Here is a 26,599-nt window from a genome sequence, read left to right as displayed (position 1 = left end):
GTGAAATCTGTGGTAAAGAAATTTAGTGCTTTATTAAAATACGACATTAAATTTTAGTCATTACTTAGATGCACAATATTTAATAATTTATATCAAAAGGATGGTAAAGGCAAATAATATTTGTCATAAAGAAATAATATGCGGTTAGTTAGATACCGACCTCGAAGTTTTATAATTAAATTAGCAATGAATTGACGGTTGATGATAAATAGTGTCTCAACCAAGATATGGAAAGAATAGCAAATATACTTTTACAAATCAACAAATCCAGGTTAATTAAGATTATACTTCAAGCAGAAAATAGTCAAGCAGGACTTAAAAACTGCAACGCCAGAAACCGAAAAACGGTAATGCTCTTTTGGTCACTACTATATTGACAATATAAATCAAATGATCGATTTCTTGAAAGTAATCATTTTAAATAGTTTGTGAATAAAAAGCACTGAATTACAAGGGTTAAAAATGTTTTTACTAAAAGAGATACGAAGTTTTACTTATTTAAAAATGTTCAATTCTTCGTTATAAATAGGACTTTGAATATTTAAAAAATTTAAAACACTGTGAAATACATGGTTTTGAGACAACATCTCATTAGTTTTTAAATGTTTTGAACTGTTATCAGAATACCAAACTATAAAAGGGATTTCATATTGTTCTTTTGGTGCAATACTCAAAGGTAAACCATGCATGTATAGGTTTTTTTCTCCCAAAGATTCACCATGGTCAGACACAAAAATCATAGTACTTTTATAGGCAGTCAATTGCTTTAAATCTTTAATTATATTGGCTAATATATAATCGGTATACACAATGGTATTGTCGTAAGCATTGATTAGTTCTGTTTGAGAACAATTAGCTAATTCAACGCTTTTGCAAACGGGTTTAAAAGTCTCAAATTCAGAGGGATATTTCTTGCTGTATGTAGGTCCATGACTTGTACTTGTATGTAAAACGATTAATATTTTATTCTTTTTACTGGCTAAAATTTGTTCTTTTAATCCGCTCAAAAGTACTTCATCATAATTACAGCCATCGCCTTTGCAATTTGGCATTAGAAATGCTCTGTTTTGATAATTTTTTATATGAATTGGTGGCTCTCCCCAATTTGTTGTTCTCCAAATAACCTCAACATTATTTCGATACAAATAATTGGGCAAAATTTCATACAAATCATCGGTGTTTTTATGTTCTAAAATACTTTTCACACCTGCAGTGGTATAGGTTGCATCCGATTTTGCATTAAAATGAAATACATTATTAGTTTTAGAGAGTAGGGGATTTGTGTTTTTGTTGTATCCATACAAAGAAAAATTTTGACTTCTTGCAGATTCGCCAATAACTAAAACTACAACTGATTTTTGATTATCTTTTATTGTTGCATTTGGTAATAAAATTTCTTTTTCATTTTTTTTGGATTCATGTGCATAAAAAAGTGAAATATTTACAGTATAAGACCAAGGCATTGCAAGTCCGCCCAAAGTTTTTGAATTTTTATCAATCCACAAAACATTACTTGAATTGGCAATTACTAAACCTAAAATAAATAATAAAGTCAATGAGATCAGGACAAAAAATCTTTTTACTGTAACATTTATGACTTTAACTTTGATGATATAAATACTAGGAATTATGCCCAGAAAAAGTAAGTATACAACTAATTTGAATGAAAAAAAACTGCTAGACTCGTCATAATTGGTATTAAGTATATTGCCTATCATACTTTCGTCAATGATAACACTATAGGTATTAACGAAGTAAACGGCAACTGAATTTATTATAAAGAACAACACTAAAAGAAATTTCCCAACATAACGCGACAGGAAAAAAAGCAGAAAAAAAACGAAAGCATTTAGCACTAACATTAGAATCATCAAACTAAGAATTAAAAACATTCCGTTCAAGTTTTTATATTCAACGTTATTAAACACAAATTTAAAAAACGGATAATGAAAGAATATAAAATTAAGAAAACTCATCAATAAGACAAAACGAGTTAATTTTAAATTATTTTTTAACGTATACATGAATGATTTTATAAAGTGAAACAATTAAACTAATTAACGCCAAATCAAATATGATGAAACTTTCTCGATTTATTTTGATGATGAATGAAATACCGCAGATCACAATCAACAGAATAAAAATTGGATAGTATTTTTTATTATTCACCCAATTCCATATTTTATATTTTCGGCTGGCAAAAATACCAATAAGACCCGAAATATATCCTATAATACTGCCTATAATGACGTCTAGCGGATGATGTGCTCCAACACCCACTCTGGAAAACACAATAATCAATCCTGTAAATACAACAGAAAAGACCCATAAGATTTTATAGTTTAACTTTTCAGTCATAAATGCAAACAACAAAACGGTGAGTATAGTAAAAACTGTAATGGAATGCCCAGAAGGCAAACTACTAAATCCGATAGCTGTTTTTCCTACAATGATAAAACTATGATTGTCAAAAATTTGAGCAGGTCGAGGTACTAAGAACAAGTTTTTTAAGAGGCAAGAAAATAGGAGGGAAGCCAATGAAGCTGTTAATATTGCCTCCCATATTTTAGGTGCATACACGATGAAAATAATTAAAAATGACAAAAAAACAGAGGCATCGCCTAATTGGGTAAGATTGTATTCTAAATTTGGATATTGACCTAAATAATGGTTAATATATAAAAAGTAGTCCTTTTGAATTTGTACATACTTAAAAGTAGTTAAAGAATCTTGGCTGAAAAGAAATATAAGAATAACCAATAACAATATAAGCGGTAAAAAAAACAAAGTTGTTTTTAGTTTGGCGTAATTATTAATAACTTTTACATTCATTATAATTTTATGTTTTCAGATTTAGATGAACAAATTTATTTAAAACTCACATACATTTATGACACCTTATTCGGTTAACGAACCACTTAATAAGTATTCCGGTGAAACTGTACCACTTTTTTAATGATATTTTCTGGGATCAAAATTAGATGTTTTTTTCTAATTATTTTTCATTTTTTTATGCATCGATTCACCCTTATGTTCGAACCTAATTGCGGAGTGAATTATCCTATCTGTAACTATTTAGGTTGCAATAAAGCAAACTTGGCTATCTAATTCTAAATGATTGGTAGAGTTTTAAACGAAATTTTGATAAAAGAGGGATATGCAAAGCCATATAACAATGTTTTCTGTGAAACGCTTCTATGAATCAGGAATGGAATTTACAAGCTAAAAACAAAAAATAGGATTATATTCTATTGTAAATAAATTTTAATTTATTTTGTTGGGAAATAGTAAAATAAAAAAATCGTAAAAGCTTAAAATATAGCTTATTACGATTTTTTTTAAAGTGGAGTGGCTGGGACTAAAATCGAACACCTAATTCCTATATTAACTTTTTTTGACAGCTTAAAATTGTAATGTAATCATTTGATTTTAAGCGATTTGATTTTTTTTAATTCAATGATTATTTTTTAGGTTTAAAATATTTACCTAACTGTTTTTAACGTTTTTCAATAATTTAAGTTTTTTAAAGATAAAAAGTTGTGTTTAAAAGAACCGTTAGAGTTCGACTGTCGAACTCTTTTTCACAGTCGAACACTTTAGAGATTAGAGTAATAGAAAAAAGTATATATAAAAATATGAAAAAAAATTAGGTTTTTCTTTTGCGGAGAAAGAGGGATTTGTTTATTTTTTTTAAGTGCTGTAAGATAAGGCTTCAAAAAGCTTTTATTTTAAGTGACACCTCAACTGATACCTCTCAATATGTTAGCAAATTGTTCTAAATTTCAATTACTCAAATATAAGGATTTTTTTGCTGGAATTAATGATTAATTGTAATAATTTGAACTGGTTAGACAATATTTTTCGAACTGGTAAAGTTCAAAATTTAGTCGCCTAAAACATAAATTCTATCCAATTATTAAAGGTTCAACTTGTTTAATTTTTAGGCTCATAAATTGGCAAAATTCTTCAATAGACACAAACTTTTCTTCTAGTTTATTCGACTTAATCCTCATTTTTTGCAGTAGTATTATGCTTTGACGATAACTCATGCCAGTTATGTGTTGTATGTCTTTCGGGTAGATACACAATCTCTTGTTATTTGTTCACATACTCTATCTATGGCTTTGATTAGGCTATTAATTATCTTTTTGATTTGATCACAAAGTAGGACTAAAAATCATCATCAAAACTGTCCAATTTGAACCGGAATAGGGTGTTCAGTTTGCCCCGGAATATCCAGTGGGAGACGAAATATGTTTTTAGTTATTATCGTTTTTATGTTTCTTTTCATAATTTATTGCTATCGGATGCGTTTGTATCATGCACAATATAAATTTAAAAGATTTTTTTTATAATTCTAAATTCGAGAAAAAAGCAATCAAATCGTTAAAGCAGTTTTAACAAATCTCACCGATTATTTCTCAAAAACTACTGTATCAGTTTTCGCTCCTAATTGTGTGAGTGCTTCTGAAATGGCCGTTACAAATTGTGGTGGACCACAAACATAGAAATGCTGTTTAAAGTTGTCTATTTTTTCTTTTAGAAAAGTATAGTCAATCCTACCATTTTCGTACCCCTCTTTTTTTTCATCAGTGAGCGTGTTGATGAAATTCTTGCCGAGCATTTCATTAAATTCTTTTTTTAGAATTATATCTTTTTCGGTTTTGTTGGTAAAAATTAGTTTGTTGTTAGCAATTTTGTCATCCGCTTGTAACTGCCGCAGAATTGCAATGAATGGTGTAACACCTGCACCACCAGCAATGAATACGCCTTCGCCTTTATATTCAATTGCGCCCCAAACATCACGGATGATAAGTTCGTCACCGAGCTTTAATTTTCCTAATTCTTTTGTAACTCCGTTGTGATTATCATAAATTTTAATTGTAAATTCGAGGTGCTTATTATCATTTAAACTTGTAAAAGTAAAAGGTCGCTTTTCATGTTTAAGAGCAGGAGTATTTACGGACACTTCGGTTGCCTGTCCAGGTATGAATTTGAAACCTTCTGGCTTTTGGATTGTAAATCGCTTTACATCATGCGTTACTGGTTCCACTGAAATTATTTTTACAATATGATTTTCCATGGCGTTTGTTTATTAGAGGTTAATAGTATAAGTATACTCAAGAATTAGGTCTTCCTTTCAATCGAATATCTATTCTTTTTTTCTTAATGGTTAACCGCTTCATTATATCCATCAAGGTTGCTTCTTTTGTCTTCTTATAAATTTTGTTGATTGCTAATACAAGTCGTTTTGCTTCCCTTGAAGCTGTCACTCTATCACTATTAGACATATGACTCATTTTGGCTTTTTCAAATACTTCTGCTTGTTGTAAAATTTCCATAATTATTATTTTATTTTTCGTAATAGTCATTGAGTGAATGCTCATATGAATCATTTATCGGTTGCGACGAATCATATTCGGGACTGTTTTTTACTTCTTCTTTTGAGTGATTAATAGTAACTATCTGCTCCTGCCATTTTACATCTTTAATCCAACGTGGAGAAATAATCACTTTTTTCCCCGAAAACCAGTTGCCGGTTTCCACAATAAGAAAATGGATTTTCCAGCTTACATCGTCAATTATAAAATCGTCTACTTTGCCTATGTTTCCGTCCGTTGTATGAATATCATATCCTGTAACTTCCTGTGTGCTGCGTAGATGCGGGTTTTCATTAGCTTGCTTTTTCGTTTTTCTTTGTATCATTTCCTTTTCTGTTTCTCTTACTTCAACTAACGGATATCCCCACATGCCTAGGCCCATGTGTCCATACATTCCGTTTCCGTAATCGCCGGGCCAAGAGTAGTATCCACGAATCAACTCTTCCTGTTGTTCTGAAACAGGTTTGTCTGTTTCAATATCGGGACTGTTTTTTATTTTTTCCTGCGTAAGATTTACAGATAGTTTTTTTGATTCGTAATCCAGTTTTTGAAATGCTTCAGGCGAAATCAAAACTTTTTTTTCGGAAAACCATCCCCCCGTTTTTACCACCACATACCGTATGGTTGAGGTCTGATCATCAAAAAAGAACTCTTCTACTTTTCCAATTTCACCATCAGTTCCTTTAATGGTGTAGCCTAATAAACTGTTTATACTTTGTTTCATTTTATATTGCTTTAATTGTTTCATCGTTGTGATTCATTCAGTTATTATTCTTTTAACTACAAATTTAAAAAGCAGTCATTTTTTCGTTTTATATATATAAATACTTTTATAAAACTACTATTAACTAAATGAGGAAACTGATTCACAAACAATTTAATGTGTTCAATAAAAACCGTGAGGATAATCTAGTATTTATCAAACAGCTCTTTGATAAATCCTTTGTTATCATTTTTAGGTAGGTATATAGTCTTCTTGATTTTCGTCATCAAAAATTGTTTTGTCTGTGGTGAATTGAATTTTTATAATTGTTTTATATTATTCTTTGTTTTCGTCTAAATCATTATGGTTGTCTCCGCCGGTACTGTAATAATTGTTTTCTTCGTCTTCGCTTCCCACATTTTCTTGTTGGTCGTCTAGCTCTGAACCTGGAACATCTAAATCAGCACCCGTTTTCACATATTTAAAGTCCTTTTCGTTTGGTGTTTTCTTTTTTGTAATATCTTCTGGATTCAAATCCTTTTCTTCCTTTAATTGTTGATAAATATCTTCAGAAGGCGGGTAGATTTGTAAGTCTGCGTATTCCGGTGTTTTAGCAATTTCTTTGATCTCCGTTTCACTATGCGTTTTTGCATATTTATCCAGAAGATCTTTTAAAGAATTATAATACTCTTTAAGGCTTTTGATAGTTACTTCCTCACTCTCCGAATTGTTCTCGGGCATTTCAATAATAAATTTTGATAGCTCTGGATATTCTTGGTTAATTGTAGTAGTTATCTTTATTATGCTTTGTTCTAATTGCATTTTAGTTTTCATTTTTTTTCTTTTATGGTTATACTCATTTGAGTTACGTAAATTTAGAATGTTTACAACTCTACTTTACTTCAAGTAAGCGGTCGTTAAATTTTTTTACTTGTTGTAAACAATGGTTCTTTACCATATTTGTAAATTTACAAAACTCTACATAGAGAATGTTATACAATTATTTTTAATATTATATAATTAGCGGTCTGTGATATCCTTTTTGAGTCAGCTTGGGCTACTTTGTAGTTTTTGCAGAAAGAAAGAATTCCAAATTGGTATGATTGTAGTTTTGCGCGCTTGGGACCAAGATTTGATCTTATATAGGAGCATTGTATTTTACCTGGTTACAGCGTATCTGCCTGCAAGGAAGGGACAAGTGGCAATTGGACAAACTGATTCCCGCCAATATTAAACCTCGCCTTAAATATAAATTTGGAATCATATAATATACTATAAACGGGGTGGTACTGATTTGAGAGATCTTATTTTACCAATCACAGACATCTTTAAAGCCTACTCCTTAATAAAAAGAGTCGTTACTCTTGCGCTGTTATAATCTCAGCTAAGAAAGCCCTTACACTAGACCTTTTTAAACAGCTAGTAGGTAGTTTTACAACAATCTTAAGCTGGTACAAGTAGTTTCTCGCCCTAAAATTTGCTTTTTAAGTAGACAAATAAAAATATGAGAGATATAAAAGCAGTGATGTACAATGGTAGAGAGCCCCCCGTCAAATTATAGGGAAAAATCAAAAATGATGCTCGATTTTTCTTAAATGATCTTTAATTCTATTTAAAATTAGTGCTGTAGCAAAATGAGACTAAAAGAAGATTTTACAATGTCTTACAGCAACGTTTTATATAATGTTTCTCCGTTGTCTTTTTTTGAATTTAGAGGCTAATATCAACTAATATGGGTTTATTGGTATTATTGATTGCTTTCTGCAGTTCTATAATAATTATGTAATCTAAATGTAGGCTAGAAGTAAAACAAAAAAAACTAACTAACTGATTAATAGATGTTATGGTTTCAATTCTGTAGAGAAAGAGGGAAAGTTCTATTTTTGCTATGTGGTTGATATATTATATTTTATATCTGTTTTTTTATTCAAGTGCCACTTCAAATTTTGACAGTTTTTCAGCTGTGTTATTGACTGTAAATATACAAAAAACACTTCTAAGAATGGGTTGCAATTTGTCAAAACACGAACTAGTTCGCTATTTTTATTGAACTGCTAAAGATTAAATTTTGAATAGCTTAATTATAATTTCTATCCGATTATCAAAGGTTCAACTTGTTCAATTTTCAGACTCGTAAATTGACAAAATTCTTCAATAGACACAAACTGATCCTCTAGTTTGTTTAACTTAATTCTCATTTTTTGAAGTAGTCTAATGCTTTGGCGATAACTCTTTCCTGTTATGCGTTGTATGTCCTTAGGGTAGATACACAATCTCTTGTTTTCGGTTCTCATACTCTATCTATGGCTTTGATTGGGCTTTGAGATACACTAATGTACTGTTGGCCAAAGTTTCTTGGAGTAAAATTAATCAAAAAAAGGATGCGTTTATTCCCGCAGAAACAAGCTACGGTATCTTTCTTCCAATAGGGTCTTGTATTTCTCCTTGTACTCCTCCGACAGGAATGAATTGTTGATCCATTGGATGGCGACGGCCTTGTTTTTCTGGAAGCGTTTTGCGATTCCTTTTATTTGTTTTTCGTTAAGTCCGAGGTTGATGCCTAGTCTTTCGAAATTCTCCCATTTGAGTTTTTTCTTTTTGCCTTCCAATGTTAGGGCAAGTTCTTCAGTGTCGTCCGGGTTTACAATGGCTACGTTCAATAGATCATAGGCTGGAGCCAATGTCCAGATTTCGCCGGAATGGATCATCGAGAAGTTTTTCAAGTGCATATCATTGTTTCCGGTGAGGAAACTGAAAACACCCAATTCCAGAAAATACAATTTGTCCAACAGGGTGTTGTCCGAATATTCATTTATGGCTTTGCCTACTTTTTCCATTGAGCTTTTGTATTTATCAAAAGCCTCCGTGATCTGGAACATATCGAGCATATGGATCTTCTCTCCCGAGTCTGTTCGGTCGATGCGTTTGGTAATGTAAGATAGTTCGCCGGATTGCAATCTGATCAAGCTAGACTTTACGGTGTTGATTCCGAAAGCTTCGGCAATGCGCATCGTCAGGTGTTCGTTTTCGGGCATTTCAATAAATTGGTCGGATGGTGGTTTGAAAATGTAATTTCCTCCCAAGGCTCCAACAACGGTAAGACGCCCTTTGTTTCCGTCCTGCAGAGAGTCATTCACGATGGATAGGGATAGTTTTGGTTGTACACCTGGAACTGCCACACTCCGTTCCACCACGTTTTTAGCCAATTCTGCCATTTGTTTTAATGAATGCTCGAATACTGGTGGCTGTTTGGTGCCGAAAAACTCTAGGCTGCACTGTTCGTGGAAATCACCAACACTTTTGTCCTCCAATGGTTTGTAGCAGTATAGACACTTTTTACTCATTTTCGTTTGATATTGGTTGAATACTAACCGCTCCGATGCAATTCTGGCAACAAGCCAAGAGCAAGCCCATTCTGTCATTTGGATTTATTTTCCAGTTTTTAGATGCAATATCCAAAAGCCATCCTTCTGGGATCAATCCTTCGAAAAAAGGAAATAATCGTTTGTCTGTATAGCTTTTTGACCTGACCGGCATCGTCAAGCTGATTCCTTCTTTGGGATGTTCCATTGCATAATTTTGGTCGTATTCGAAGGTGTAATCCCCGTCGTCCGTTTCCGTGAGGATGCCGGCCAGAAACTCTTTATAATATACGGCTGCTTTTCTCATATTATTTAGTATTCAATTTTGGATAATTCCCTTGCATTTACCGGTGCCAAGATATGCCCAAACATTTTGAGCACTTGGTTTACTTTTTCGAGGTTGAGGTTTTCCTTTCCTTGTTCTATTTTTCGAATGACGGTAAGTGCTACTCCAGCGCGTTCCGCAAAGGCTTCCTGAGTGAGTTTTACTTCGTTTCTTTTCTCTTTTACAAAATCGGCTAGTGTGTTCATAATTATATGCTTTTGCATTGATTTTAAGCAAATATAGTAAATTATATGCAAAAGCATATAATCTGTTAAATAAAATGTATTTATATGTAAAAGCATATAAATATTGTTTGGTTCTATTTTCGATGCAGAGTGACATTTATGTTTATAAATGACATTTATACCACTGTAGGACATATGGAATATAGCTGTGTTCTAAATTATTTGTTTAAGTGTAATCTTTGTTTAGAAATCAATCGAAAGGTGTTGCAACAGGATGATGATTGAGGGAATTTGAAACAATTATTAATTTAAAATTTTAGAAATTATGGCAAGGCAAAAAGGCATAATTAAGTTGAAGGGTACTATTGGCGATATTACTTTTTACAAAACCAAAGATGGTCATTTAGCGCGCGAAAAAGGCGGCATTGATGCAAGCAGAATTGCGAGCGATCCTGCGTTCCAGAGAACGCGTGAGAATGGAGCCGAATTTGGAAGAGCTGGAAAGGCGGGTAAAACGTTACGAACTGCAATGCGAACTTTGCTCATTAATTCTGCTGATAGCAGAATGGTAAGCCGATTGACTCAATCTATGATTAAAGTCATTCAGGCGGATATGGTAAGTGAGCGTGGATTGCGAAATGTGATTGATGGTGAGGCAGAATTGCTTGCCGGTTTCGAATTCAACATTAGAGGAAAGCTGGGCACTGCTTTATTTGCTCCTTTTGTGGGGACGATTGACCGTGCTACGGGTGATATTATGGTTGATTTGTTGCCGTTTGTTCCTGCGAACATGATTGCGGCTGCTAGTGGAACTACTCATTTCAAAATCATATCAGCAGGTGCGGAAATTGATTTTGAAGCAGAAACCTTTGTAGTTACCACTTCAGAAACGGATATTCTACCTTGGGATTCGAATCAAACCGTTGCTATCAATCATGTCAATCCAGTAACTCCGGGCAGCACAAAACCATTGTTTTTGGCTTTAGGAATTGAATTTTATCAAGAGGTAAATGGAAGAATGTATCCATTGAAAAATGGATCTTTTAATCCATTGGCTTTGGTTCAGGTAAGCGGGCTTTAAGATGGTTTTAGTGTTGAAAAGGACGTATTTTCCCAAGGGAACGCAAGGGGTTTTGGAATGGAACGGCACAATAGTTTGTTATACCATCGAATTGCCCTGGTTGGGAAACCAAAAGCGGATTTCTTGCATTCCCGAGGGAGAATATATCTTACAGAAGCGGTTTAGTCCAAAATTCAAATGGCACTTGCATTTGATGAATGTTCCGGGAAGAGATTTGATTTTAATCCATCCCGCCAATGACGCCAGAAAAGAGTTGATGGGCTGCATTGCTCCTGTATCTAAACACACTGGAATTGGAAAGGGCAGTAATTCCCGAAAAGCATTGGAAAAGTTGAAAGCTCTAGTTTATGCAGCTTTAGAACCTAAAGAAGAAATAAAAATTAGTATCCAGTCTAATCCTTCGACTCCGCTCAGGATGACAAGGAACAAAAAAAGTAAATAAATTATGAAAATAGTTGAAAGAATAAAAGCACCCACACCCAAGTTTTTTAAGGTTTTGAGAAGTATAGGTTTGGCTTTGTTGGCCATTAGTGGAACAATTGTGGCTGCACCTATTATTTTACCCGCAACAGTGGTCGCTGTTGCAGGTTATATGGCTGTGGCCGGTGGAGTGATTTCGGCAGTAAGTCAAATGACAGTAAGCCCCCTAATCCCCAAAGGGGGAACAAAGGAAGAAGAGGAGAACCAAAATAAATCGAGAGATGGAGACTAATTTATCCCTCCGAGCTGGAACTGCATCCGGAACATTTTTGAGCGTTTTGCCCAATATTCTTTCGGAAGATATTGCAAAAACAATTATCTTAGCGGTCGTGGGAGCCACTGCCAGTTTTATGGTTTCGCTCCTTTTAAAATGGTTGACAAAATCTAAAAATAAATAGTCTGGTTATGATTGGTAACCTTTTCCGGATTACCTAAGGAAGCCTAGTCGCAAGACCAGGCTTTTTTTAATTACAAAATAATATGGCTATGTAATTAATTATTATTTTTCTGTTGTTCGGTTATTCGATAAATTATTGGTCTACATTCATCTTTAATGTTGTTTAGGCTTATTGATGTATTAAGATAGTTTTTAAGCACAACAATATGATTTATTAATTTATCCTGTGAGGCATATTTGCTTAATTCGTTTCTCCAAAATTTTTCATTTCTCGCTATAATAAAACAATAATTATCATTTCTTGTTTCTATTACATATTTTAATAATTGTCCGGTAAATTCAACACTTTTTAGTTCTTTTAAAACTTTGTTTTCAAGAAATTTTGTAGATTGATAACCAATATATTGTACAATTGCAAATGCAGATAATTCAAAATTATTTTCTTTTCTAAATTGGTGTGTTTTATTAAACCAATATCGGTCTCCAATAAATCTTACTGCATCGTTAGGAATAAATTCTTTGCATTGCAATCGTAAGTTTTGAATGTGATAATCAGTAATTTGTTTTTTTGCGTCCTCATTTAATAAGCTATAAAGTTTGTGATTTACTTCTTCAACAAAACCCGGGTTTAATGTAAGAATTATAAACTTAGCATTGAATATATTTCCTTCAAAAGGGACGGGTAATATGTCCAAAATAAATTTATGTTCTTGCTTTCTGTTATTTGCCGAATTATATAAATCTATTGTTAGTTTATCTTCTTTACATATAAACTCTTTATTTTTAGAATAGTATTCATTCGATTCCATTGCTAAATCAGCAACAAAATCCCAAGGATTATTTAATATCTTTTTTTTAAAATCTTCGTAGCTACAATTATTCATTTTCAACTAATTTAATCCTCATCACACAATAGATCTCTTACTTTTTCTTGCCAAGTCGTAGGCGGAAAATAAGGTGATTTTTTTAATAATTTTTTAACTCCCTCTTTGTCTGATTGGGATTGTGCAAAACCATTACACAAACCTTGAATACTTACTTCTGTTGTTCCCATTGTTAAATTATAAAATAAACTACCAATAACATTTAGTTTAGTTGCCCAAGAGAGTGGAACACTATGATTGTCTAGTATGATAGCATAGATTCCAGACATTTCATTAACTCCAGCTTCACAACGACTTTCATTTAGTTTATTGCTACTATTTCGAGCTCGATTTGTGCCTCCTGTAGAAGGTATTGAAGGGTTGAGCACAATTTTAGCACTGACAGCATCTCCTGTGAATATTCGTGTTCCTTTGTCGTCTCGAAAGCCTGTATAGACACCTGCAAATATTACTCTGATAATAAATACATCAGGATTTCTTAAAAATTCAAGTTCTTCATAAAAACCTAAAATGTCAGGGTTGTGTTCAGCTTCATATTTTTTGTCAGTTGTAATTATATACATACAGTCGTCCACAAAGAAGAATAGTCCAAGACTAGTATATTCAAAATTTCTTTTGGTTGGGTCAATAAAACGAACCTTAACAGAATGGTTTTCAGTTTTTAGTATACCCGTAACAATATCTAAAAGGTGAGAATAACAAAATTCTTTTATGGATTTTAAATTTGTTAACTTGTCAAATTCATAATTATGAGGTTTATCCATAATTCTTTCAGTTAGTAATTTGTGACATTTTTTTGATTTTTTTCTATCAAATATACAATTATTTTCTACAGTAGCACGATAAAATGGATCTCCGTATTTCGTTTATGAGTATGATATTTTTATGCAATTGATCCTCTTTTTGTTCCAACAACCTCAACGCCTGAATTTGTTTTTTATGCAGCTCGTGTTCCTGTAGCATTTCATTTACCTTTAAGTTAAAATCTTTTTTAAAATCGTCGATTCGTAAAAATGAAATTACGGATCCAATTAAAAATTGGTGCCAGAAATTGGATTTCCAAAGGCTGTAAGCAAGCCAGTAGACCGTTTCAGCATCCTTTTCGTCTGGGAACATAATCACAAAACTGTTGGTAAAGGGTTCTTTTTGGGGCTTTCCACTATTCATTCCTTTGTTGAGGATAAAGATTTGGTTTCCCTTGTAGGTGGTGTCTTTTTGGTGAGTCTTGATGATGAAATTCGGCATGGCGTGTTGGTTTTAAAAATTCGACCTTAATTTTTTGAAAAGAAAAAAGAGAAAAAAAGAAAGCCATAAAAAGAGCAGAAATGACGAACGGGAACGGAGGAAGGAACGACCGACTGGAAGTGAGGAATGGATGCTAAATTTGCTGGTTTTTTTTCTCTTTCTTTTCGAGAAAATGCACTAAGGTTCTTGTTGAAGATTTTAACATCCCCAAGCACCACAAGGAATGGAGCTATAATGAAGCGATAGCGGAATTATAGCGGAATGAATGAGGAGCGCAGTGGCGGGGTTGCGGCAATCGAACAGCTACGCTAGACCGAGAACGGAACGAAGTTTACATAGTGTAGAGAAGGGATAGCAGCGTGAAACGGCGGGGAAAAAATATAAGTCAGCCTTTGGCGTTCCTTGATTTAGGGCAAAGCGACCTCATCAAAGTGATTTGATACGAGTGATTTGTAAATCAACTAAGAGAGTTTCTTAAAAATATATTGAGGTAAGCGGCGCCAACCCCGATGGCTGTGCGAAGGAGCAACCGCTGAAAAAAATAAAGGGCGACAGACATAATACTGCTGGAATGCTGTGTAACGGAGCCTGCGGAGTGTAACGGAATGAAGCGGTATTGTGGATGTACTAGCCCTGCCGAACGCAGGAAGAGAACGTGTGAAGATGAGGAACGAACAGCGGAAAAAATAAGGTTGCCTATTTTTTGGCTGCCTTATTTTTTTGTGCTGTGAAGTGTCTGTGGAATGGAGGAAGACACGACCGACTGGAACAGCCGAACGAAACAAAGAGAACGAAACAAAGAGAACGACCAAAGTGAGACCGCTTGTTTGCCCGTGATGTTTATAATGGAATGGTTTATTCTAAATATCCAATTTTTATCTGTTCTAATAGGACTAAATTATCTTCGATGGTGTTCTCATAAAATTCTACCATAATTTTTGCAATTTCAATATCCTTATTATTTGTACTGACTTCCAATAAATCCTTCAATCTATTGTGCAGTATTTCATTGCGTTTAGCAATTTTGTTAATCTCTCTTCCCATTACTCTAGCGGCGATTAAATGTAATTCGAAAGCATTGTCGCCAAAAAGGTCATTGTGGTTCTCAAAAATTTCCTCTGCGTACATATCGAAAAAATGTTTTAAGATATTACTCACATCTTTTATGTCATCCCTCCTGATTTTAGGTCGGTCTTGCCAAGCAACTAATTTTAAAATCACTATTCCGGGAAGTGTACAGAATTTGAATTTGTGTATTTCTTCCAGTTCAACTATTGGCAAACCCTCATCATAGATTTCTTTGAATCCGGGCATATTGAGACTTGTCAACCCACTACCTTCAATGGTAACCCCATCATTCTTGTCTTCAATTTCACCGAACGGAAGTAAATCTACTTGTATGAAACCTTTCCAAACCAAGACAAAAGTATTCCCCTTATATGGTGAAAAACCTTCCACTTCTATTAGGTACATTTTCAAATTATCATAGGTTCCTTTGTCATCAATAAAAACGGCAAAATCAATATCTCCCGTGATTCTGCTAGGTGGAATATCATTAATGACACTCATCCAAAGATCTCGAGCTACTGCACCAACCAAATAGAAGTCAATATCGAATTTGTTTAAACCTCTTTCTAATGCTGAAAGCATTTCAGAAAGTTGAGGTTGCTGGCGTAATTGTTTAAAATTTATTTTGTAGGTACTCATCGTATATTTTTTGAGCTGTTTCGGTGCATCTTCTATCTCCTTTATTTATTAAATCTGTATATGCTAATAATGGATGAACTACATTATTATTTACATCTTCATTCTCCCAGAACTTTTTAAAAATTTTTACATTTCCATTTATATCAGGAACTAGACGATAATTTTTCATTAAATCGCCTCTGGTTTCTGTTGTATAGATTGTCAATTCTTCAGGGCGTAAATAATTTGTAAATACATCACCTGCTGGTTCTCCTCCCCACCACGTTTTACCATTTTGTAGTTGCAACTTTTTCCAATTATAGAAATCATCTTCTTTTAGAAAACGAAATGTTCCAATTGTTAGTGTTGGTTTTAGGCGTTTTTCATATTCCATTATCCATTTTTCTAGCAGCTTCTTTTTATTCTCCAATTTATATTGCTCTTTGTTTAGCTGCAATAGGTATCCTTCCTGTTTCAAGCCTGTAAAGATGTTATTTACATTTCCAATTCCGGTATTGGTTTCTTCAGCAATTTGTCTGTAGGTATAATTAATCCAATCTTCGTTTATCAGGAATTGATATACCACTTTTAAACCTGTTTTTGTGAAGGCTCTATTCGTTGTTTTATCTTTGATTTCAATGGGATTATTAGCTTCTATCCATAAAAATATCCCTTTCTCTTTCAAGTAAATATTTCCATTCGCTTCTAAATAGGCAATATTTCTATTGCGGAGTTCATCTTTTATTTTAGGGAATATTCTTTGCGCCACCACAATAAACGGATGATATTCCTTGGCCAGTTCTTCTATCTTCTCGAGATGAATAGTTCTTATTTCGGTTTTTATATTCGTAAAAAGATGAATTGTCTGGTTCTCTATTTCTAGTTTTAGTTCCCCATCAATCCTGTCTTGACCTTCTGCATCCTTCCATTTCCCAATGATATTTGCTTTTGTTTGGATGTTATTTAATGCGTTGTGAATTATCTCTTGCGGGTTCATTGTTCACTTATTTTTAACGTTCACGGAAACGTGAACTGGTTTTATTTGTGAACAAAAGTAATATATTAACGTAAGAAAAGAACAAAATATCTTCAAAAAGAATAAAATATGTTCCAATAACAACAAAATTTGAGGGATGCTTTGTTAGTTCACTTTGTTCGAGTGTAAAACTTCTTCAACTGGGTACACAAAAGTTAATGGGATGCTTGGACTAAACGAGGATTTTGTGCAGGTGAATGAGGTAATGACTATTTGGTGTTTTCTCCTGTAATAAGGAATGAGGTTCTGTATTAGCGGAATGAGTTTCTGTGTTAAGAATGCCTTTAGCAATGTAATAGGTAGATCTTTCTTTTTTTTTTAAATAATAGCTTTCCAATTGTCAGGATTATAAAATCCTGAATCTTTTTCCATTTGAATGATTTTGTGAGCAAGATCCCAATTTTCTTGGTTTTCGGGATTGGAAACAATTCTAGTTTTTACTTCTTGTCTGGTAAAGTCTAAATAATATCCGAAAGTTTCTTCGTCAGTAATCCTTGCCTCCATTTCCATCTTAAATAAAGATTCGTGGAGTTTGTTGTCAAGTATGGATTCTTCAAATTCCTGAATTTTTTCATCTACGATGGCTAATACTTCCTCTCTATCTAAATCGGGTTTGATGTCGAAATTTTCTAAAAGCAGAGAATTTAGAGCTCTTAAAATATCAGGTCGGTCAAGCACCGGTTGAGCATTCATCCAACTCATCAAGTCAGCATCTTGCTCATTTTCTCCTAGGTACGATATAATATTTTCTTTGAATTTAAGTATTCTACTCATTGTTTTCTTTGAACTTTTGGAATGGTTTAATTTTAAATTTTAAAAGGAGTAAATAAAACGATTGCTCGTGATATTAAACGAAAATATAGTTTTGAATTATACTGCAATTTCAATGATTTATCCGTCATAATGGGATTTTATCCGCCTCTTATCCGCCAAATAGTTGGAATAGTTATGTTGATGCTAAAAAGTTTTAAATTGGTTATCACTTCAAAATGATGACACATAAGGTAACTGGGCTATTTTCTACCCACTGACTTTAAATATTTGAAAGTATTAGAACTATCTTTTAATTCTTTTTTATCCCAATTCCTTATCCTATCTAATTTATCAAGATTAAGTTTTCCAAAAATTATTACAGTCAATTTTATTTTTAGTTTTCTTTTCTTGCTGAGAAAGCGGTATCTATTTATTTCCTGAAAAATATTTTCGTATTTCGTTACTGATGCGAATAGGAGTATTATTGGGAAGTATAGAACAGATAGGATTACAGGAATAAGAAATGATTTTATATTATTGATTTTAAGTATTTCATTGTAATTATGATAAAGTTTATGGATTACATAGCCCAATAAAGAAAAACCAATTATGGTTAAAACCCATTTCAAAAAACTACTTACTTTTTCATATCCGGGTTTTTCTTTGTTAATTTCAGCAAAGTATTGTAGTATGGCTATAAAACTGACTACCGGAATTATGATTAATTCCCATCCCAGGTTAAAGGTAAAAAAGTTGATACTGAAATCAATAATTATCGTTGCGGAGAATATTTTCAGAAATCGTTTTACGAGTTCACTATTTGTATTTATTTTGTTTATACTAAAAAATGAAACCATAGCAAAACCAACAAACCAAATTGCAAAGTCCTTGAATAAATAGGCTTCCCAAAAGATAGTTTTATTTAAAATCTTTATCACTAAAAAAAGATAAGCCCCAATAATTATATAGCAGTAGACTAATTTTCTGTCGAAGAAAGCTTTTACTACACCAAAAAACGCTTTTGAACTTTTAGAAATATAAATAAGAACAGCTAAAATAATAACCATCCAAAAAAGGATTGCGATTTCTCTATTTGATAATGAATTTATTATTTCCATATTCTATAAACATCAGAAAACCAGAATTACATCCTTTGTAGAGATGCGATTATGTATAGGTGATGAAAAACCTGTATTTACAACCGAACAAAAAAGAATATTCTCGTTATTACAAATGTAATTAAATTAGTAAAATGAAGCAAACGGCAGCTTTGAGTTTAGGAATACTTGAGATTGTTTCGTCGTTCTTCCTCACAATGACATTTTTTGGAATTCTGAATGAGATAATGGGTTTTTACTCTTGATTATCTAGGAACATTTCCCCCATTAGAGTTAACTTATATTTTTGATCTGGTACTTTTGGATTTTGTGGATTTGCTTTTTCAATCGATTGTAATTATTCTATTTTTTTTATGAATTAAGTTGGTGCTTTTTTGAGACCAGCTTGGTACTTTTTTATTAGAAGTTCATCAGTAGGCTGATTTTTAGGTCAACAAAAACTTTGAAGCTTGGTACCTTTTTGTGTCCAGCTTGGTACTAAATACAATAAAAAACTAATACTAGACAAAATATTTAGTCTAGTGTCTAATGTTTGAAAACTAATTTTATACAGAAAAGAAGGTTTTGTGGCAAATTGTTACTGAAAAGTTATTTCAAAAACTGTGATTGCTTTATATAATTATTAAGCATATCCTGCATTTTCGTTGACTTGATTGATTACCCTGATGATGGTGTCAAATTTATCTTCTTCAGGAAAAATACCAAAAACGCCTTGATCGTGTTGTTTATTAAAAGGAGATTGCGTCAGCAATTGTTTTTCAATAACACCTTTTTGGTTGAGGTAGGTTATGATTTTTTGAATGAACGTGATTTGGTTGGCATTCAAATTTCCTTTGGAGATAAAATCAGCAAATAACAAGTTGGTTACTTCAATGTCCAAACCGACAATATTACGTACAAATTTTCCTAATGGTTGTTCTCCGTATTCTTTGATAAAACGGTCTTTGCTTTCCAATGCTTCTTTCAATAAGAAACTCTCCAAAACTTCTAATTCTTTGGAAGTGATTGGCAAGTTTTTATACAATTTATCAATCACGAGATGCGATTTATTTTTCCTGATGAAAGCTTCTACACGGTCTTTGTAACTTTTCAGGCTGGTATAAGTTCCCATAACATTCACTTCTTTTACTTGGTCTAACGGGAGTATATCCGTGAAGTCCGTGTAAACCGGTGTCTCTTTGTCTTCGTCTTTAAGAAATTGAATTAGGCTGCGCAATTCGGTTCTTATTTTTTCTAATTGCGTGATGGTTATGGTTGGCCAAAAGCCGTCTTTTTTGATTTGCTCGAGTAAGGTAATTTTGGCGTAAACTGCCGGAATATTTCTTTTGGTGAACAGCAGTTGTGCAATGGTAACTATATTTGAAATCAAGCCTTGCTGTGCTTTTGATTGATTGATTATTGCCAGTTGTAATTTTCCTATTAGTACATCGAAACGCTTTGCCAGTTCGTCAGTGTCTTCTTTATAGGAAACCAGATGGGATAGGTTGTTTTTGATGTCTAGAACATCACTATTGGTTAAATTATTCCATCGGTTTCTTGCTTTGTATTCCATAACATATTTCCAATGCTTTCTTACTTCAAAACGATTTTCATCCAAAGCTTGAATTGTTTTTTGTAAATCGTCCTTGATTAGTGAACAGTAGTTTTCCTCTTCTTCTGTTGGATCTTGATTGTTGTAGATTGCCATCACAATATCCAGTTTGGTTTCGAATATCAACTGCGACAATGATTTTGTGGGTTTGGGAGTAAATCCATCGGGGAATTCATCAAAGAATTCAAAATTGGCACAGATATCAAAAATCAGGAAAAATTCTTTGTCTTTGCCGTTTCCGAAAATGTTCTTGCACAATCTTGTTCCGCGACCAATCATTTGCCAATACTTTGCAAAGGATTTCACTTCCTTGAAAAATACTAAATTCAATACTCTTGGAGCATCTACTCCCGTGTCCATCATATCGACCGATACGGCAATTTGCGGGTCTTTTTCATCTCCTTTTTCAAAACAGAATTTTTCCAATAAATCCTGTGCCTTGTCTTCGTAGTTGTCAATCACTCTTAAAAAGTTACCGCCTAAATCGGGATAGTTTTTATTGAAACGTTCTTCGATGAAAACAGCGTGTCGGTGGTTTTTTGCAAAAATGATGGTTTTCCCCAGCTTATCGCCGCCTTCCACTTTTTGGCCGTAGTTCATCAGGTAGTCTAAAACGGTATCTACGGTATTGTTGTTGAACAAAAAAGTATTGATTTTACTTTTGTCTATTTCCGGAATTCCTGTAGGTTCTCCGTCTTCTGGAATTCCGAAAATTTCCTCGTAATGTCGTTTGTCTTTTTCGGAAAGCTCCGCATATTTAATGCCTTCTCTCGGGAATTTTACCGGAACTGTTATTGCTTTTGGCGGCACCAAATATTTGGCATCTACAGCTTCGTTTAATTCATAAGCAAAGGTTGGATTGTCGTCCTCAATTTCAAAAAGAGAATAAGTATTGCGGTCTATGTCTTTTTTTGGCGTTGCCGTGAGTCCAATCAGGATGCTGTCAAAATAACTGAAAATTGCCTGGTATTTTTGATAGACCGAACGGTGCGCTTCGTCAATGATAATTACGTCAAAATGCCCAATGCCATACAATCGGCCGTCTTCATTTTTGAGACTGTCGATTTTATTCATTATCGTTGGATAGGTCGAAAACACCACACGAGTTCCATTATCTTCTTTTTCCTTGGTTAAGTCAATCGCGGATAAATGAGGGAGGTATTCTTTGAAGGCATTTTTGGCTTGTGACACTAATGCGTTTCTATCCGCCAGAAACAAGATGCGTTTTGCCCAATTGCATTTGGTAAACATATCCACGATTGCAGCTGCAGTTCTTGTTTTGCCACTACCAGTTGCCATCACCAATAGCGCTTTTCGGTTTTTCCCTTTTAGTTGGTGTTGGTTTGCCGTCACCAATGTTTCTGCCACCCGTTGAATGGACAACAATTGATATGGTCTTTCGACAATAGCCGTGTTTACTCGAAATGTCCTTAGGTCTTTTCTTGAAAAACGTCTTTCTATTGCCAGCTGTAATTCTTCTTTGGTGTAAAAACCTTGTACTTTTCTGTCTGGATAAAAGGTGTCGTCCCAAAGGTGTGTTTCAAAGCCATTGCTGTAAAAAATAATTGGTCGTTGCCCCATACTTTTTTCCAAACAATCAGCATACAGGTTGGCTTGGTGTTTTCCTTTGTGCGCATCGTGCAAGGTGCTCTTGGCTTCTATGACTGCCAATGGCAACCCATTATCTCCCCATAGCACATAATCTACATATCCTTTTCCGGAGGGATTGGTTGATAGCGGCATTCCTGCCACTTCAAATTCTTTTTCTTTTCCTTCTCTCAGATTGTCCCAACCTGCTTCGCGCAAGAGTAAATCAATGAGTAGTTTGCGTGTTTCTTGTTCCGAAGTTAATTCGGGAATGGCTTGTTCCACGGTTGTTTCCTGAAAACGAGTTTCTTTACGGTCAGCAATGAGCTGCAATTGTTCTTCCAATTGCCGGCGCAAGCCGTCGTTTTCCTCGGCTAACCTTTCTTGTGCTTTTAATGTTTTTTGTGCTTCGGAACGTTCCTGTTCCAGTTTTTCGGCGAGTGCCTGAAGTTGCTTAGCGTTTTTATCAGCGGTATCTCCGTAAGGAATTATCCGTTCGTCAAATTCGGGAATATCGGGATTGTTCTCGCTATAGTATTTGCTTAGAAAAGACAGAAAGCGAAAACTGTTTTTTAAGGAATGTAAAGCATCCAAAGCTTTTACGGTTTTGCCGTGTGCCGCATTGTTTCCGTTGAGACGCACAATATCCAGTTCGACCAACATACTTGGTTTTAGTATATTTTTGAAGCTCTCGTTGTGGAGTAAGGCACCTAATTTAGTATCATAGGGCAATTCTAGATCTTCATCATTTTTATACAACCAAAACAAGGTTTTCTCCAATGCACTGCGACACAACAAGGCAGCATAACGGGGTGCCGTGAAGGTGTGTTTTTCTGCATCTGCAATCTCACGGTAGATTTCTGGGAATTCCTGTTGAAGAAAGGTAAAGTTGCTTTGCATATTTTTTTATTGATGCCACTAAAATACTACATTATATTTGATTTTACCGAGTTATCAGTTTATGAAGTATTTCTCCCTGAATGGTGCGTTTGTATTTTTGGTCTTTATGTGTTGGTTTATCCGGAATAGTCAATTCTATCCATCCTAATTTTACCAATGGGTCTAAATATTTTTCTCGGTTAAAACTTTGATTTGTGAGTCCAATATGTTCCAATATTTCGACTCTTCTTTTTGCTTCGGGCAGGAAATTGAGTATTGCTAAAACCTTGTCATTAAGACTGCTTTCTATGATTTCAATAGCTAGATTACCAGCTCCAACACTAGCTCCGACAGTAAAATCTTTTAAATCGCTATTTTTCTTGATTTTATTGGGCTCAGCTCCGACAGTAGCTTGGTCGTTAGCTAGGTTAGTAGCTCCGTTAGTAATGCTTTCAAAATTTACATTTTCCTTAATTTCATTGGGATTAGCTAGGTTAGTAGCTAGGTTAGTAGCTAGGTCGTTTCTGTTTTTTAAATAACGACTAAGCTCTTCCAAATTTGTAAACAAAATATCTTTTTTATCGACTTTAATTATTTGTTCTTTTGCTTGTAGCACCGAAAGGAAATAGGTGCTTTGTTCGTCGGTTTCGAAAACAGGTTCCGGCGAATTATTTTCCTTCATGGCGTTTCTTATGGTAGGGAAACCTGTGCCACGTCCTTCGGTCAGGTGCAACTCTTTGAGTAAATCACCAATGCGGCGGTTGCGGTAATCTCGTGCCACGATGCGTTTATTTTGTTTTAATATTTGTGCATCTACTGGTGGAACTGGACCAGGGAAACTTAGAATTTCTATTCTGTCGGGCCATATTTGTACCTCAACAGGTTTGTCCATTTCATAACTTTTATGGTATACCGCATTGGACAAAGCTTCTTCTATGGCTTCGTAAGGAAAATTAAAATGGCGATTGGCTTCTGCTTTGTGTGCCACTTTTTCGACTGCTTCTTCGATAACATTGTTTTTGAAATAGTCTAATACGGCTCTCAGTTGATGATGAATGGGACCTTTGAAATACTTTTCGGAGAAATTTTTACCAGTTTTGTCTTTGTGGACTACCAATTCGATCCAAGAACGCTCGAGAAACTTTTCGGGATTTCGAGAAAAAAATAACACGCCCACATTTAAGGGGCGCAATGCCTCTTTTGGACCATTTACAATTTTCATATTGAGGCACAAATCCGCAAAAGGAATTTGTTTACTTTCTTCGTATAAATCGCTTTTTACTTCTTGAAGAAACGCCTGTATCAATCCTAAATCTAAATCGTCAATGGCTGCTTTACCGTTTATCCTGTCATCAAATGGAATGCGTGCCGTTAGTTCTTGTAATCGTCTTAAATTATCCTCTTTTGCAATGATGCTACGGGAACCAAAACGAATGTAAGCTTGGCGTAAAGCTCCTTTTCCTTGCGAGATTGGCGCAGTATAAGGACGGTTATCGCCTGCAGGACACCATAACACTAAAATGTGTTGTCCCTGTAGGACATAAGGTTGTATTAAAGGGAAATAATTGGGAAGCAATTGATAGGCAAGGGTTAAAACTGCCCCTTGAATTCTATCTAAACTTTCGGGAGCTAAACCCACTGGAGGTAAGATAGGTCTTCCATCCTTTTCTGCAATGCCTACAATGATGTAGCCACCGCCCCAATTGTTGATGTCGTTGGCAAAGGCACAAATGGTGTGTACAATTTCTTCCGGATTCCAGCCTTGTTTGAATTCAAGACGTTCCCATTCTATAGATTGTCCGTTGACTAAATCGTTTATGTTTATTGGTAATGCCATATTTTATTTAACTACTGGGGGCGTATTTATTAATCGATTTTCAAATTTATAATTTTAATTTTAAAAACGGTTGGAATATTTATTAAGACTTTCCAATTTTAATCATTTTTTCGGCAACTTCAAGAATCTCTTTTATTGAAAAATTTTCAATTTTATTTTCAGCTAGTTTCTGATTTCTTTTTCTCAAAGGGTCTTTATGAATTTCTTCTAGTGCTACTTTCATGTAGTGAAGATATTCACCTTTATCCTCGGAAGGATCTTTTTTGAGTTGTTCTGAAAAACCAACAATTGATTTTGCTAAAACCATTTTATATGCATAATCCTCAATTATATTTTTCTGTTTCACATATTGATTTGCACAAAAGATAGCTGCCACTATAGGTAAAGGAATTAAAGCTATCCTGCCAATAATAATATGTAATTCATCCGTTTGCTCAGTCAAAATCCAAATTCCTAAGCCAATTGCGATAGCAATAAATAATGAAGCTCCTATAATCCAGGATCTAGAAAATTGCCATTTTTTTGCATCAGTAAGTTGTGTCTGAAAAGAAGCACTTATACCTTCGGCAGTTTTATAATTCAATGCTGTTTTCGCATTCTCAATTAATTCTTTTGCATTATCCAGAATCTTAATTCTTTCCGTATCATAGTCGTTAAGTTTCTGTTTGTTCTCTTTGGTTAATTGCTGTAATTCTCCTAAACGATTTTCTCTTTCTTGAACTTTTAGAGCAAATGCACTAATTAGTTTTTCGTTGTTTTTAGCTTCGGATAGACTTTCTTTAATTTCTTCAAGATAAGTTTCTGCTGTTCCGTTAACTTTAACTAAGTTTTCATTAATTGATTCCAGTTTGTCAGAATTCAATACTATTTCAGCTTTGACGTCTTCTACCTCCTCAATTTTTTCTTGAAGTTCTTCAAACTTTTGTGTAATGGCTTCTAATTTTTCAGTAATAGAAGTATTTGAATTGCTAGCTTCTTCCTTTATCTCATTAATGAATTTTAAAGCTTCTTTGAATTCATTACTTTGTTCTAAAAGTTGTTTGTTAACCTCTTGGAACAATTCCCATCTTTCGATGTTGTTGCGAAGATTATACTTTCTTAATTCAACTTTCAAACTATCAATGAATTGAAAAAGAGTTTGAGGTGATTCGATATGGGAAAGTATATTGGTTAGATTATTTATTATAGCGTTTCTTTCATCTAAGGTTGTAGTTTTGATAAAAATATTATGCGATTTAACAAAATAGGAAATATCAACCAGTATAGCATCAAGACCTAAATAAATACTTTTTCCGTTGTATTCATTTTCATTGCCGTAATTTTTATTGGAAAATTGAGCCATATTGGTTGTAGCTAATTTAGCTTTAATCTTATCTCTATATTCTTTAATGCTTTTAACAGATTGTGTTTCCATATTTATGCTTTTTGTTTTATTACACTAACTCATCCTTAAATGCCCGTTGCAACAAACATTTTTTTTAGTACCTCCGAGATCTATTAGCCCATTCAGGTCTGTTTTCCCAAACAAAAGATATTTCTTCTTCTGTTGGAGTTTGTTTTAAGTTAATATGCTCAGGTTTCAAAATCTTCTCCACATATTTAGACATGGAAACCGGAAAATTCATACCGGTACCTATTGCACTTCCATTAATTTGGTTATTCATTTTAAGAATGTTTTTATTTAACATTCCCGAAATAATTGGGTCATCAATAGGTACATTTATTGAACTTTGTTTTCTAATGCAAAATTCTCTTAAAACCGCTTTCTCATGAAAATCAAGATCTTCTATGGCTTGCTTGTATTCAGATTTTAGTTTTATTACCTTATATTCAAAATGTAATTTGTTGAATATCCATATAATTAGATTTACTATTACAAGAACAGTAGAAAATAGAAAAGCCAAACCTACAAATCCTTCATACGTTTGAAATTTATCCAAATGGAGTTTCTTCAAAATTTCTGAACCAGAAAAAATAAATACTCCCGTGACAATTGAAACAACAAGAAAAATCTTTGTTGGTAGTTTCGTAACATCAAAAAATGATTTAAAAAAATCCATACTGTTTGG

At 33.8% G+C, this 26,599-nt stretch carries 24 protein-coding genes; 4 read left to right on the top strand and 20 right to left on the bottom strand.

The annotated features are described in order from the left end of the window. Positions 1-494: 494 nt before the first annotated feature. The 9 genes from eptA to EKL98_RS08700 all read right to left on the bottom strand — a co-directional run bounded on the left by eptA (position 495) and on the right by EKL98_RS08700 (position 9,977). Positions 495-2,024 carry a phosphoethanolamine--lipid A transferase EptA gene (gene eptA, locus EKL98_RS08745; protein WP_126562075.1) on the bottom strand — a complete coding sequence of 510 codons (1,530 nt, stop codon included), beginning with the start codon at positions 2,022-2,024 and terminating at the stop codon, positions 495-497. Then, positions 2,005-2,832: a phosphatase PAP2 family protein gene (locus EKL98_RS08740; protein ID WP_199739627.1), complete on the bottom strand. Its 828-nt coding sequence runs from the start codon at positions 2,830-2,832 to the stop codon at positions 2,005-2,007. The genes eptA and EKL98_RS08740 overlap by 20 nt, the downstream gene beginning before the upstream one ends. Positions 2,833-4,414: 1,582 nt before the next feature. Next, positions 4,415-5,083, bottom strand: coding sequence for an FAD-binding oxidoreductase (locus tag EKL98_RS08735; protein WP_126562074.1), 669 nt, complete (start codon positions 5,081-5,083; stop codon positions 4,415-4,417). A gap of 37 nt (positions 5,084-5,120) precedes the next feature. Beyond that, positions 5,121-5,342: a hypothetical protein gene (locus EKL98_RS08730; RefSeq protein ID WP_126455375.1), complete on the bottom strand. Its 222-nt coding sequence runs from the start codon at positions 5,340-5,342 to the stop codon at positions 5,121-5,123. A 10-nt stretch (positions 5,343-5,352) separates the two neighbouring features. Further along, positions 5,353-6,105 (bottom strand): PRC-barrel domain-containing protein, encoded by a 753-nt coding sequence (locus tag EKL98_RS08725; protein ID WP_158618322.1) that lies wholly within the window; start codon positions 6,103-6,105, stop codon positions 5,353-5,355. Positions 6,106-6,420: 315 nt separating this feature from the next. Beyond that, on the bottom strand, positions 6,421-6,918 hold the full coding sequence (locus EKL98_RS08720) for a hypothetical protein (RefSeq protein ID WP_233589404.1): 498 nt from the start codon (positions 6,916-6,918) through the stop codon (positions 6,421-6,423). 1,553 nt (positions 6,919-8,471) lie between these two features. Further along, positions 8,472-9,278 (bottom strand): HipA domain-containing protein, encoded by an 807-nt coding sequence (locus EKL98_RS08710; RefSeq protein WP_449404007.1) that lies wholly within the window; start codon positions 9,276-9,278, stop codon positions 8,472-8,474. A gap of 142 nt (positions 9,279-9,420) precedes the next feature. Then, on the bottom strand, positions 9,421-9,753 hold the full coding sequence (locus EKL98_RS08705) for a HipA N-terminal domain-containing protein (protein WP_126562070.1): 333 nt from the start codon (positions 9,751-9,753) through the stop codon (positions 9,421-9,423). A gap of 5 nt (positions 9,754-9,758) precedes the next feature. Further along, the gene (locus tag EKL98_RS08700; RefSeq protein WP_126562069.1) at positions 9,759-9,977 is read right to left on the bottom strand and encodes a helix-turn-helix domain-containing protein; all 219 of its coding nucleotides are present in this window, start codon (positions 9,975-9,977) and stop codon (positions 9,759-9,761) included. A 304-nt stretch (positions 9,978-10,281) separates the two neighbouring features. On the opposite strand from EKL98_RS08700, the gene EKL98_RS08695 reads away from it, so the two are divergent. Genes EKL98_RS08695 through EKL98_RS17855 form a run of 4 tightly spaced genes read left to right on the top strand, consistent with a single transcriptional unit; the run spans position 10,282 to position 11,915 of the window. Beyond that, positions 10,282-11,037: a hypothetical protein gene (locus EKL98_RS08695; RefSeq protein WP_126562068.1), complete on the top strand. Its 756-nt coding sequence runs from the start codon at positions 10,282-10,284 to the stop codon at positions 11,035-11,037. A gap of 1 nt (position 11,038) precedes the next feature. Further along, the gene (locus EKL98_RS08690; RefSeq protein ID WP_126562067.1) at positions 11,039-11,479 is read left to right on the top strand and encodes a DUF5675 family protein; all 441 of its coding nucleotides are present in this window, start codon (positions 11,039-11,041) and stop codon (positions 11,477-11,479) included. Positions 11,480-11,482: 3 nt separating this feature from the next. After that, positions 11,483-11,749 carry a hypothetical protein gene (locus EKL98_RS08685; RefSeq protein WP_126562066.1) on the top strand — a complete coding sequence of 89 codons (267 nt, stop codon included), beginning with the start codon at positions 11,483-11,485 and terminating at the stop codon, positions 11,747-11,749. Then, positions 11,739-11,915, top strand: coding sequence for a hypothetical protein (locus tag EKL98_RS17855; protein ID WP_199740691.1), 177 nt, complete (start codon positions 11,739-11,741; stop codon positions 11,913-11,915). The genes EKL98_RS08685 and EKL98_RS17855 overlap by 11 nt, the downstream gene beginning before the upstream one ends. Before the next feature lie 94 nt (positions 11,916-12,009). Here the strand turns inward: EKL98_RS17855 and EKL98_RS08680 are convergent, their stop codons facing one another. From EKL98_RS08680 to EKL98_RS08630, 11 genes are all read right to left on the bottom strand, one after another. Continuing rightward, entirely contained in the window at positions 12,010-12,798 is a 789-nt protein-coding gene (locus EKL98_RS08680) for a hypothetical protein (RefSeq protein ID WP_126562065.1), read from the bottom strand. 11 nt (positions 12,799-12,809) lie between these two features. Next, on the bottom strand, positions 12,810-13,562 hold the full coding sequence (locus EKL98_RS08675; RefSeq protein ID WP_126562064.1) for a hypothetical protein: 753 nt from the start codon (positions 13,560-13,562) through the stop codon (positions 12,810-12,812). 58 nt (positions 13,563-13,620) lie between these two features. After that, on the bottom strand, positions 13,621-14,043 hold the full coding sequence (locus EKL98_RS08670) for a DUF6943 family protein (RefSeq protein ID WP_126562063.1): 423 nt from the start codon (positions 14,041-14,043) through the stop codon (positions 13,621-13,623). Between the two features lie 855 nt (positions 14,044-14,898). Beyond that, the gene (locus EKL98_RS08665; RefSeq protein ID WP_126562062.1) at positions 14,899-15,750 is read right to left on the bottom strand and encodes a hypothetical protein; all 852 of its coding nucleotides are present in this window, start codon (positions 15,748-15,750) and stop codon (positions 14,899-14,901) included. Further along, positions 15,725-16,726, bottom strand: coding sequence for a type IV toxin-antitoxin system AbiEi family antitoxin (locus EKL98_RS08660; RefSeq protein WP_126562061.1), 1,002 nt, complete (start codon positions 16,724-16,726; stop codon positions 15,725-15,727). The genes EKL98_RS08665 and EKL98_RS08660 overlap by 26 nt, the downstream gene beginning before the upstream one ends. A 357-nt stretch (positions 16,727-17,083) precedes the next feature. Continuing rightward, positions 17,084-17,539, bottom strand: coding sequence for a hypothetical protein (locus EKL98_RS08655; RefSeq protein ID WP_126562060.1), 456 nt, complete (start codon positions 17,537-17,539; stop codon positions 17,084-17,086). 239 nt (positions 17,540-17,778) lie between these two features. Then, complete coding sequence (locus EKL98_RS08650; RefSeq protein WP_126562059.1) at positions 17,779-18,636, bottom strand: hypothetical protein; 858 nt, start codon at positions 18,634-18,636, stop codon at positions 17,779-17,781. A gap of 622 nt (positions 18,637-19,258) precedes the next feature. Next, complete coding sequence (locus tag EKL98_RS08645) at positions 19,259-22,714, bottom strand: DEAD/DEAH box helicase family protein (RefSeq protein ID WP_126562058.1); 3,456 nt, start codon at positions 22,712-22,714, stop codon at positions 19,259-19,261. Between the two features lie 43 nt (positions 22,715-22,757). After that, on the bottom strand, positions 22,758-24,530 hold the full coding sequence (locus EKL98_RS08640; protein ID WP_126562057.1) for an ATP-binding protein: 1,773 nt from the start codon (positions 24,528-24,530) through the stop codon (positions 22,758-22,760). An 82-nt stretch (positions 24,531-24,612) separates the two neighbouring features. Next, a complete protein-coding gene (locus tag EKL98_RS08635) occupies positions 24,613-25,944 on the bottom strand; it encodes a hypothetical protein (protein WP_126562056.1) in 1,332 nt (443 codons plus the stop codon). 64 nt (positions 25,945-26,008) lie between these two features. Next, positions 26,009-26,590 carry a super-infection exclusion protein B gene (locus EKL98_RS08630; RefSeq protein WP_126562055.1) on the bottom strand — a complete coding sequence of 194 codons (582 nt, stop codon included), beginning with the start codon at positions 26,588-26,590 and terminating at the stop codon, positions 26,009-26,011. Between the last annotated feature and the right edge of the window lie 9 nt (positions 26,591-26,599).

The organism is Flavobacterium bomense, assembly GCF_003970355.1.
The sequence above is the reverse complement of the archived record's forward strand: the minus strand, read 5'-3'. Positions and strand labels throughout refer to the sequence as shown.

Excerpts from the sequence above, each read along its gene's own strand:
- EKL98_RS08645 (WP_126562058.1), bottom strand. The coding sequence starts at position 22,714 with ATGCAAAGCAACTTTACCTTTCTTCAACAGGAATTCCCAGAAATCTAC.
- EKL98_RS08640 (WP_126562057.1), bottom strand. The coding sequence starts at position 24,530 with ATGGCATTACCAATAAACATAAACGATTTAGTCAACGGACAATCTATA.
- eptA (WP_126562075.1), bottom strand. The coding sequence starts at position 2,024 with ATGTATACGTTAAAAAATAATTTAAAATTAACTCGTTTTGTCTTATTG.
- EKL98_RS08695 (WP_126562068.1), top strand. The coding sequence starts at position 10,282 with ATGGCAAGGCAAAAAGGCATAATTAAGTTGAAGGGTACTATTGGCGAT.
- EKL98_RS08655 (WP_126562060.1), bottom strand. The coding sequence starts at position 17,539 with ATGAGTAGAATACTTAAATTCAAAGAAAATATTATATCGTACCTAGGA.
- EKL98_RS17855 (WP_199740691.1), top strand. The coding sequence starts at position 11,739 with ATGGAGACTAATTTATCCCTCCGAGCTGGAACTGCATCCGGAACATTT.
- EKL98_RS08660 (WP_126562061.1), bottom strand. The coding sequence starts at position 16,726 with ATGAACCCGCAAGAGATAATTCACAACGCATTAAATAACATCCAAACA.
- EKL98_RS08670 (WP_126562063.1), bottom strand. The coding sequence starts at position 14,043 with ATGCCGAATTTCATCATCAAGACTCACCAAAAAGACACCACCTACAAG.
- EKL98_RS08700 (WP_126562069.1), bottom strand. The coding sequence starts at position 9,977 with ATGAACACACTAGCCGATTTTGTAAAAGAGAAAAGAAACGAAGTAAAA.
- EKL98_RS08665 (WP_126562062.1), bottom strand. The coding sequence starts at position 15,750 with ATGAGTACCTACAAAATAAATTTTAAACAATTACGCCAGCAACCTCAA.
- EKL98_RS08630 (WP_126562055.1), bottom strand. The coding sequence starts at position 26,590 with ATGGATTTTTTTAAATCATTTTTTGATGTTACGAAACTACCAACAAAG.
- EKL98_RS08690 (WP_126562067.1), top strand. The coding sequence starts at position 11,039 with ATGGTTTTAGTGTTGAAAAGGACGTATTTTCCCAAGGGAACGCAAGGG.
- EKL98_RS08635 (WP_126562056.1), bottom strand. The coding sequence starts at position 25,944 with ATGGAAACACAATCTGTTAAAAGCATTAAAGAATATAGAGATAAGATT.
- EKL98_RS08705 (WP_126562070.1), bottom strand. The coding sequence starts at position 9,753 with ATGAGAAAAGCAGCCGTATATTATAAAGAGTTTCTGGCCGGCATCCTC.
- EKL98_RS08720 (WP_233589404.1), bottom strand. The coding sequence starts at position 6,918 with ATGAAAACTAAAATGCAATTAGAACAAAGCATAATAAAGATAACTACT.
- EKL98_RS08740 (WP_199739627.1), bottom strand. The coding sequence starts at position 2,832 with ATGAATGTAAAAGTTATTAATAATTACGCCAAACTAAAAACAACTTTG.
- EKL98_RS08680 (WP_126562065.1), bottom strand. The coding sequence starts at position 12,798 with ATGAATAATTGTAGCTACGAAGATTTTAAAAAAAAGATATTAAATAAT.
- EKL98_RS08730 (WP_126455375.1), bottom strand. The coding sequence starts at position 5,342 with ATGGAAATTTTACAACAAGCAGAAGTATTTGAAAAAGCCAAAATGAGT.
- EKL98_RS08725 (WP_158618322.1), bottom strand. The coding sequence starts at position 6,105 with ATGAAACAAAGTATAAACAGTTTATTAGGCTACACCATTAAAGGAACT.
- EKL98_RS08650 (WP_126562059.1), bottom strand. The coding sequence starts at position 18,636 with ATGGAAATAATAAATTCATTATCAAATAGAGAAATCGCAATCCTTTTT.
- EKL98_RS08735 (WP_126562074.1), bottom strand. The coding sequence starts at position 5,083 with ATGGAAAATCATATTGTAAAAATAATTTCAGTGGAACCAGTAACGCAT.
- EKL98_RS08675 (WP_126562064.1), bottom strand. The coding sequence starts at position 13,562 with ATGGATAAACCTCATAATTATGAATTTGACAAGTTAACAAATTTAAAA.
- EKL98_RS08685 (WP_126562066.1), top strand. The coding sequence starts at position 11,483 with ATGAAAATAGTTGAAAGAATAAAAGCACCCACACCCAAGTTTTTTAAG.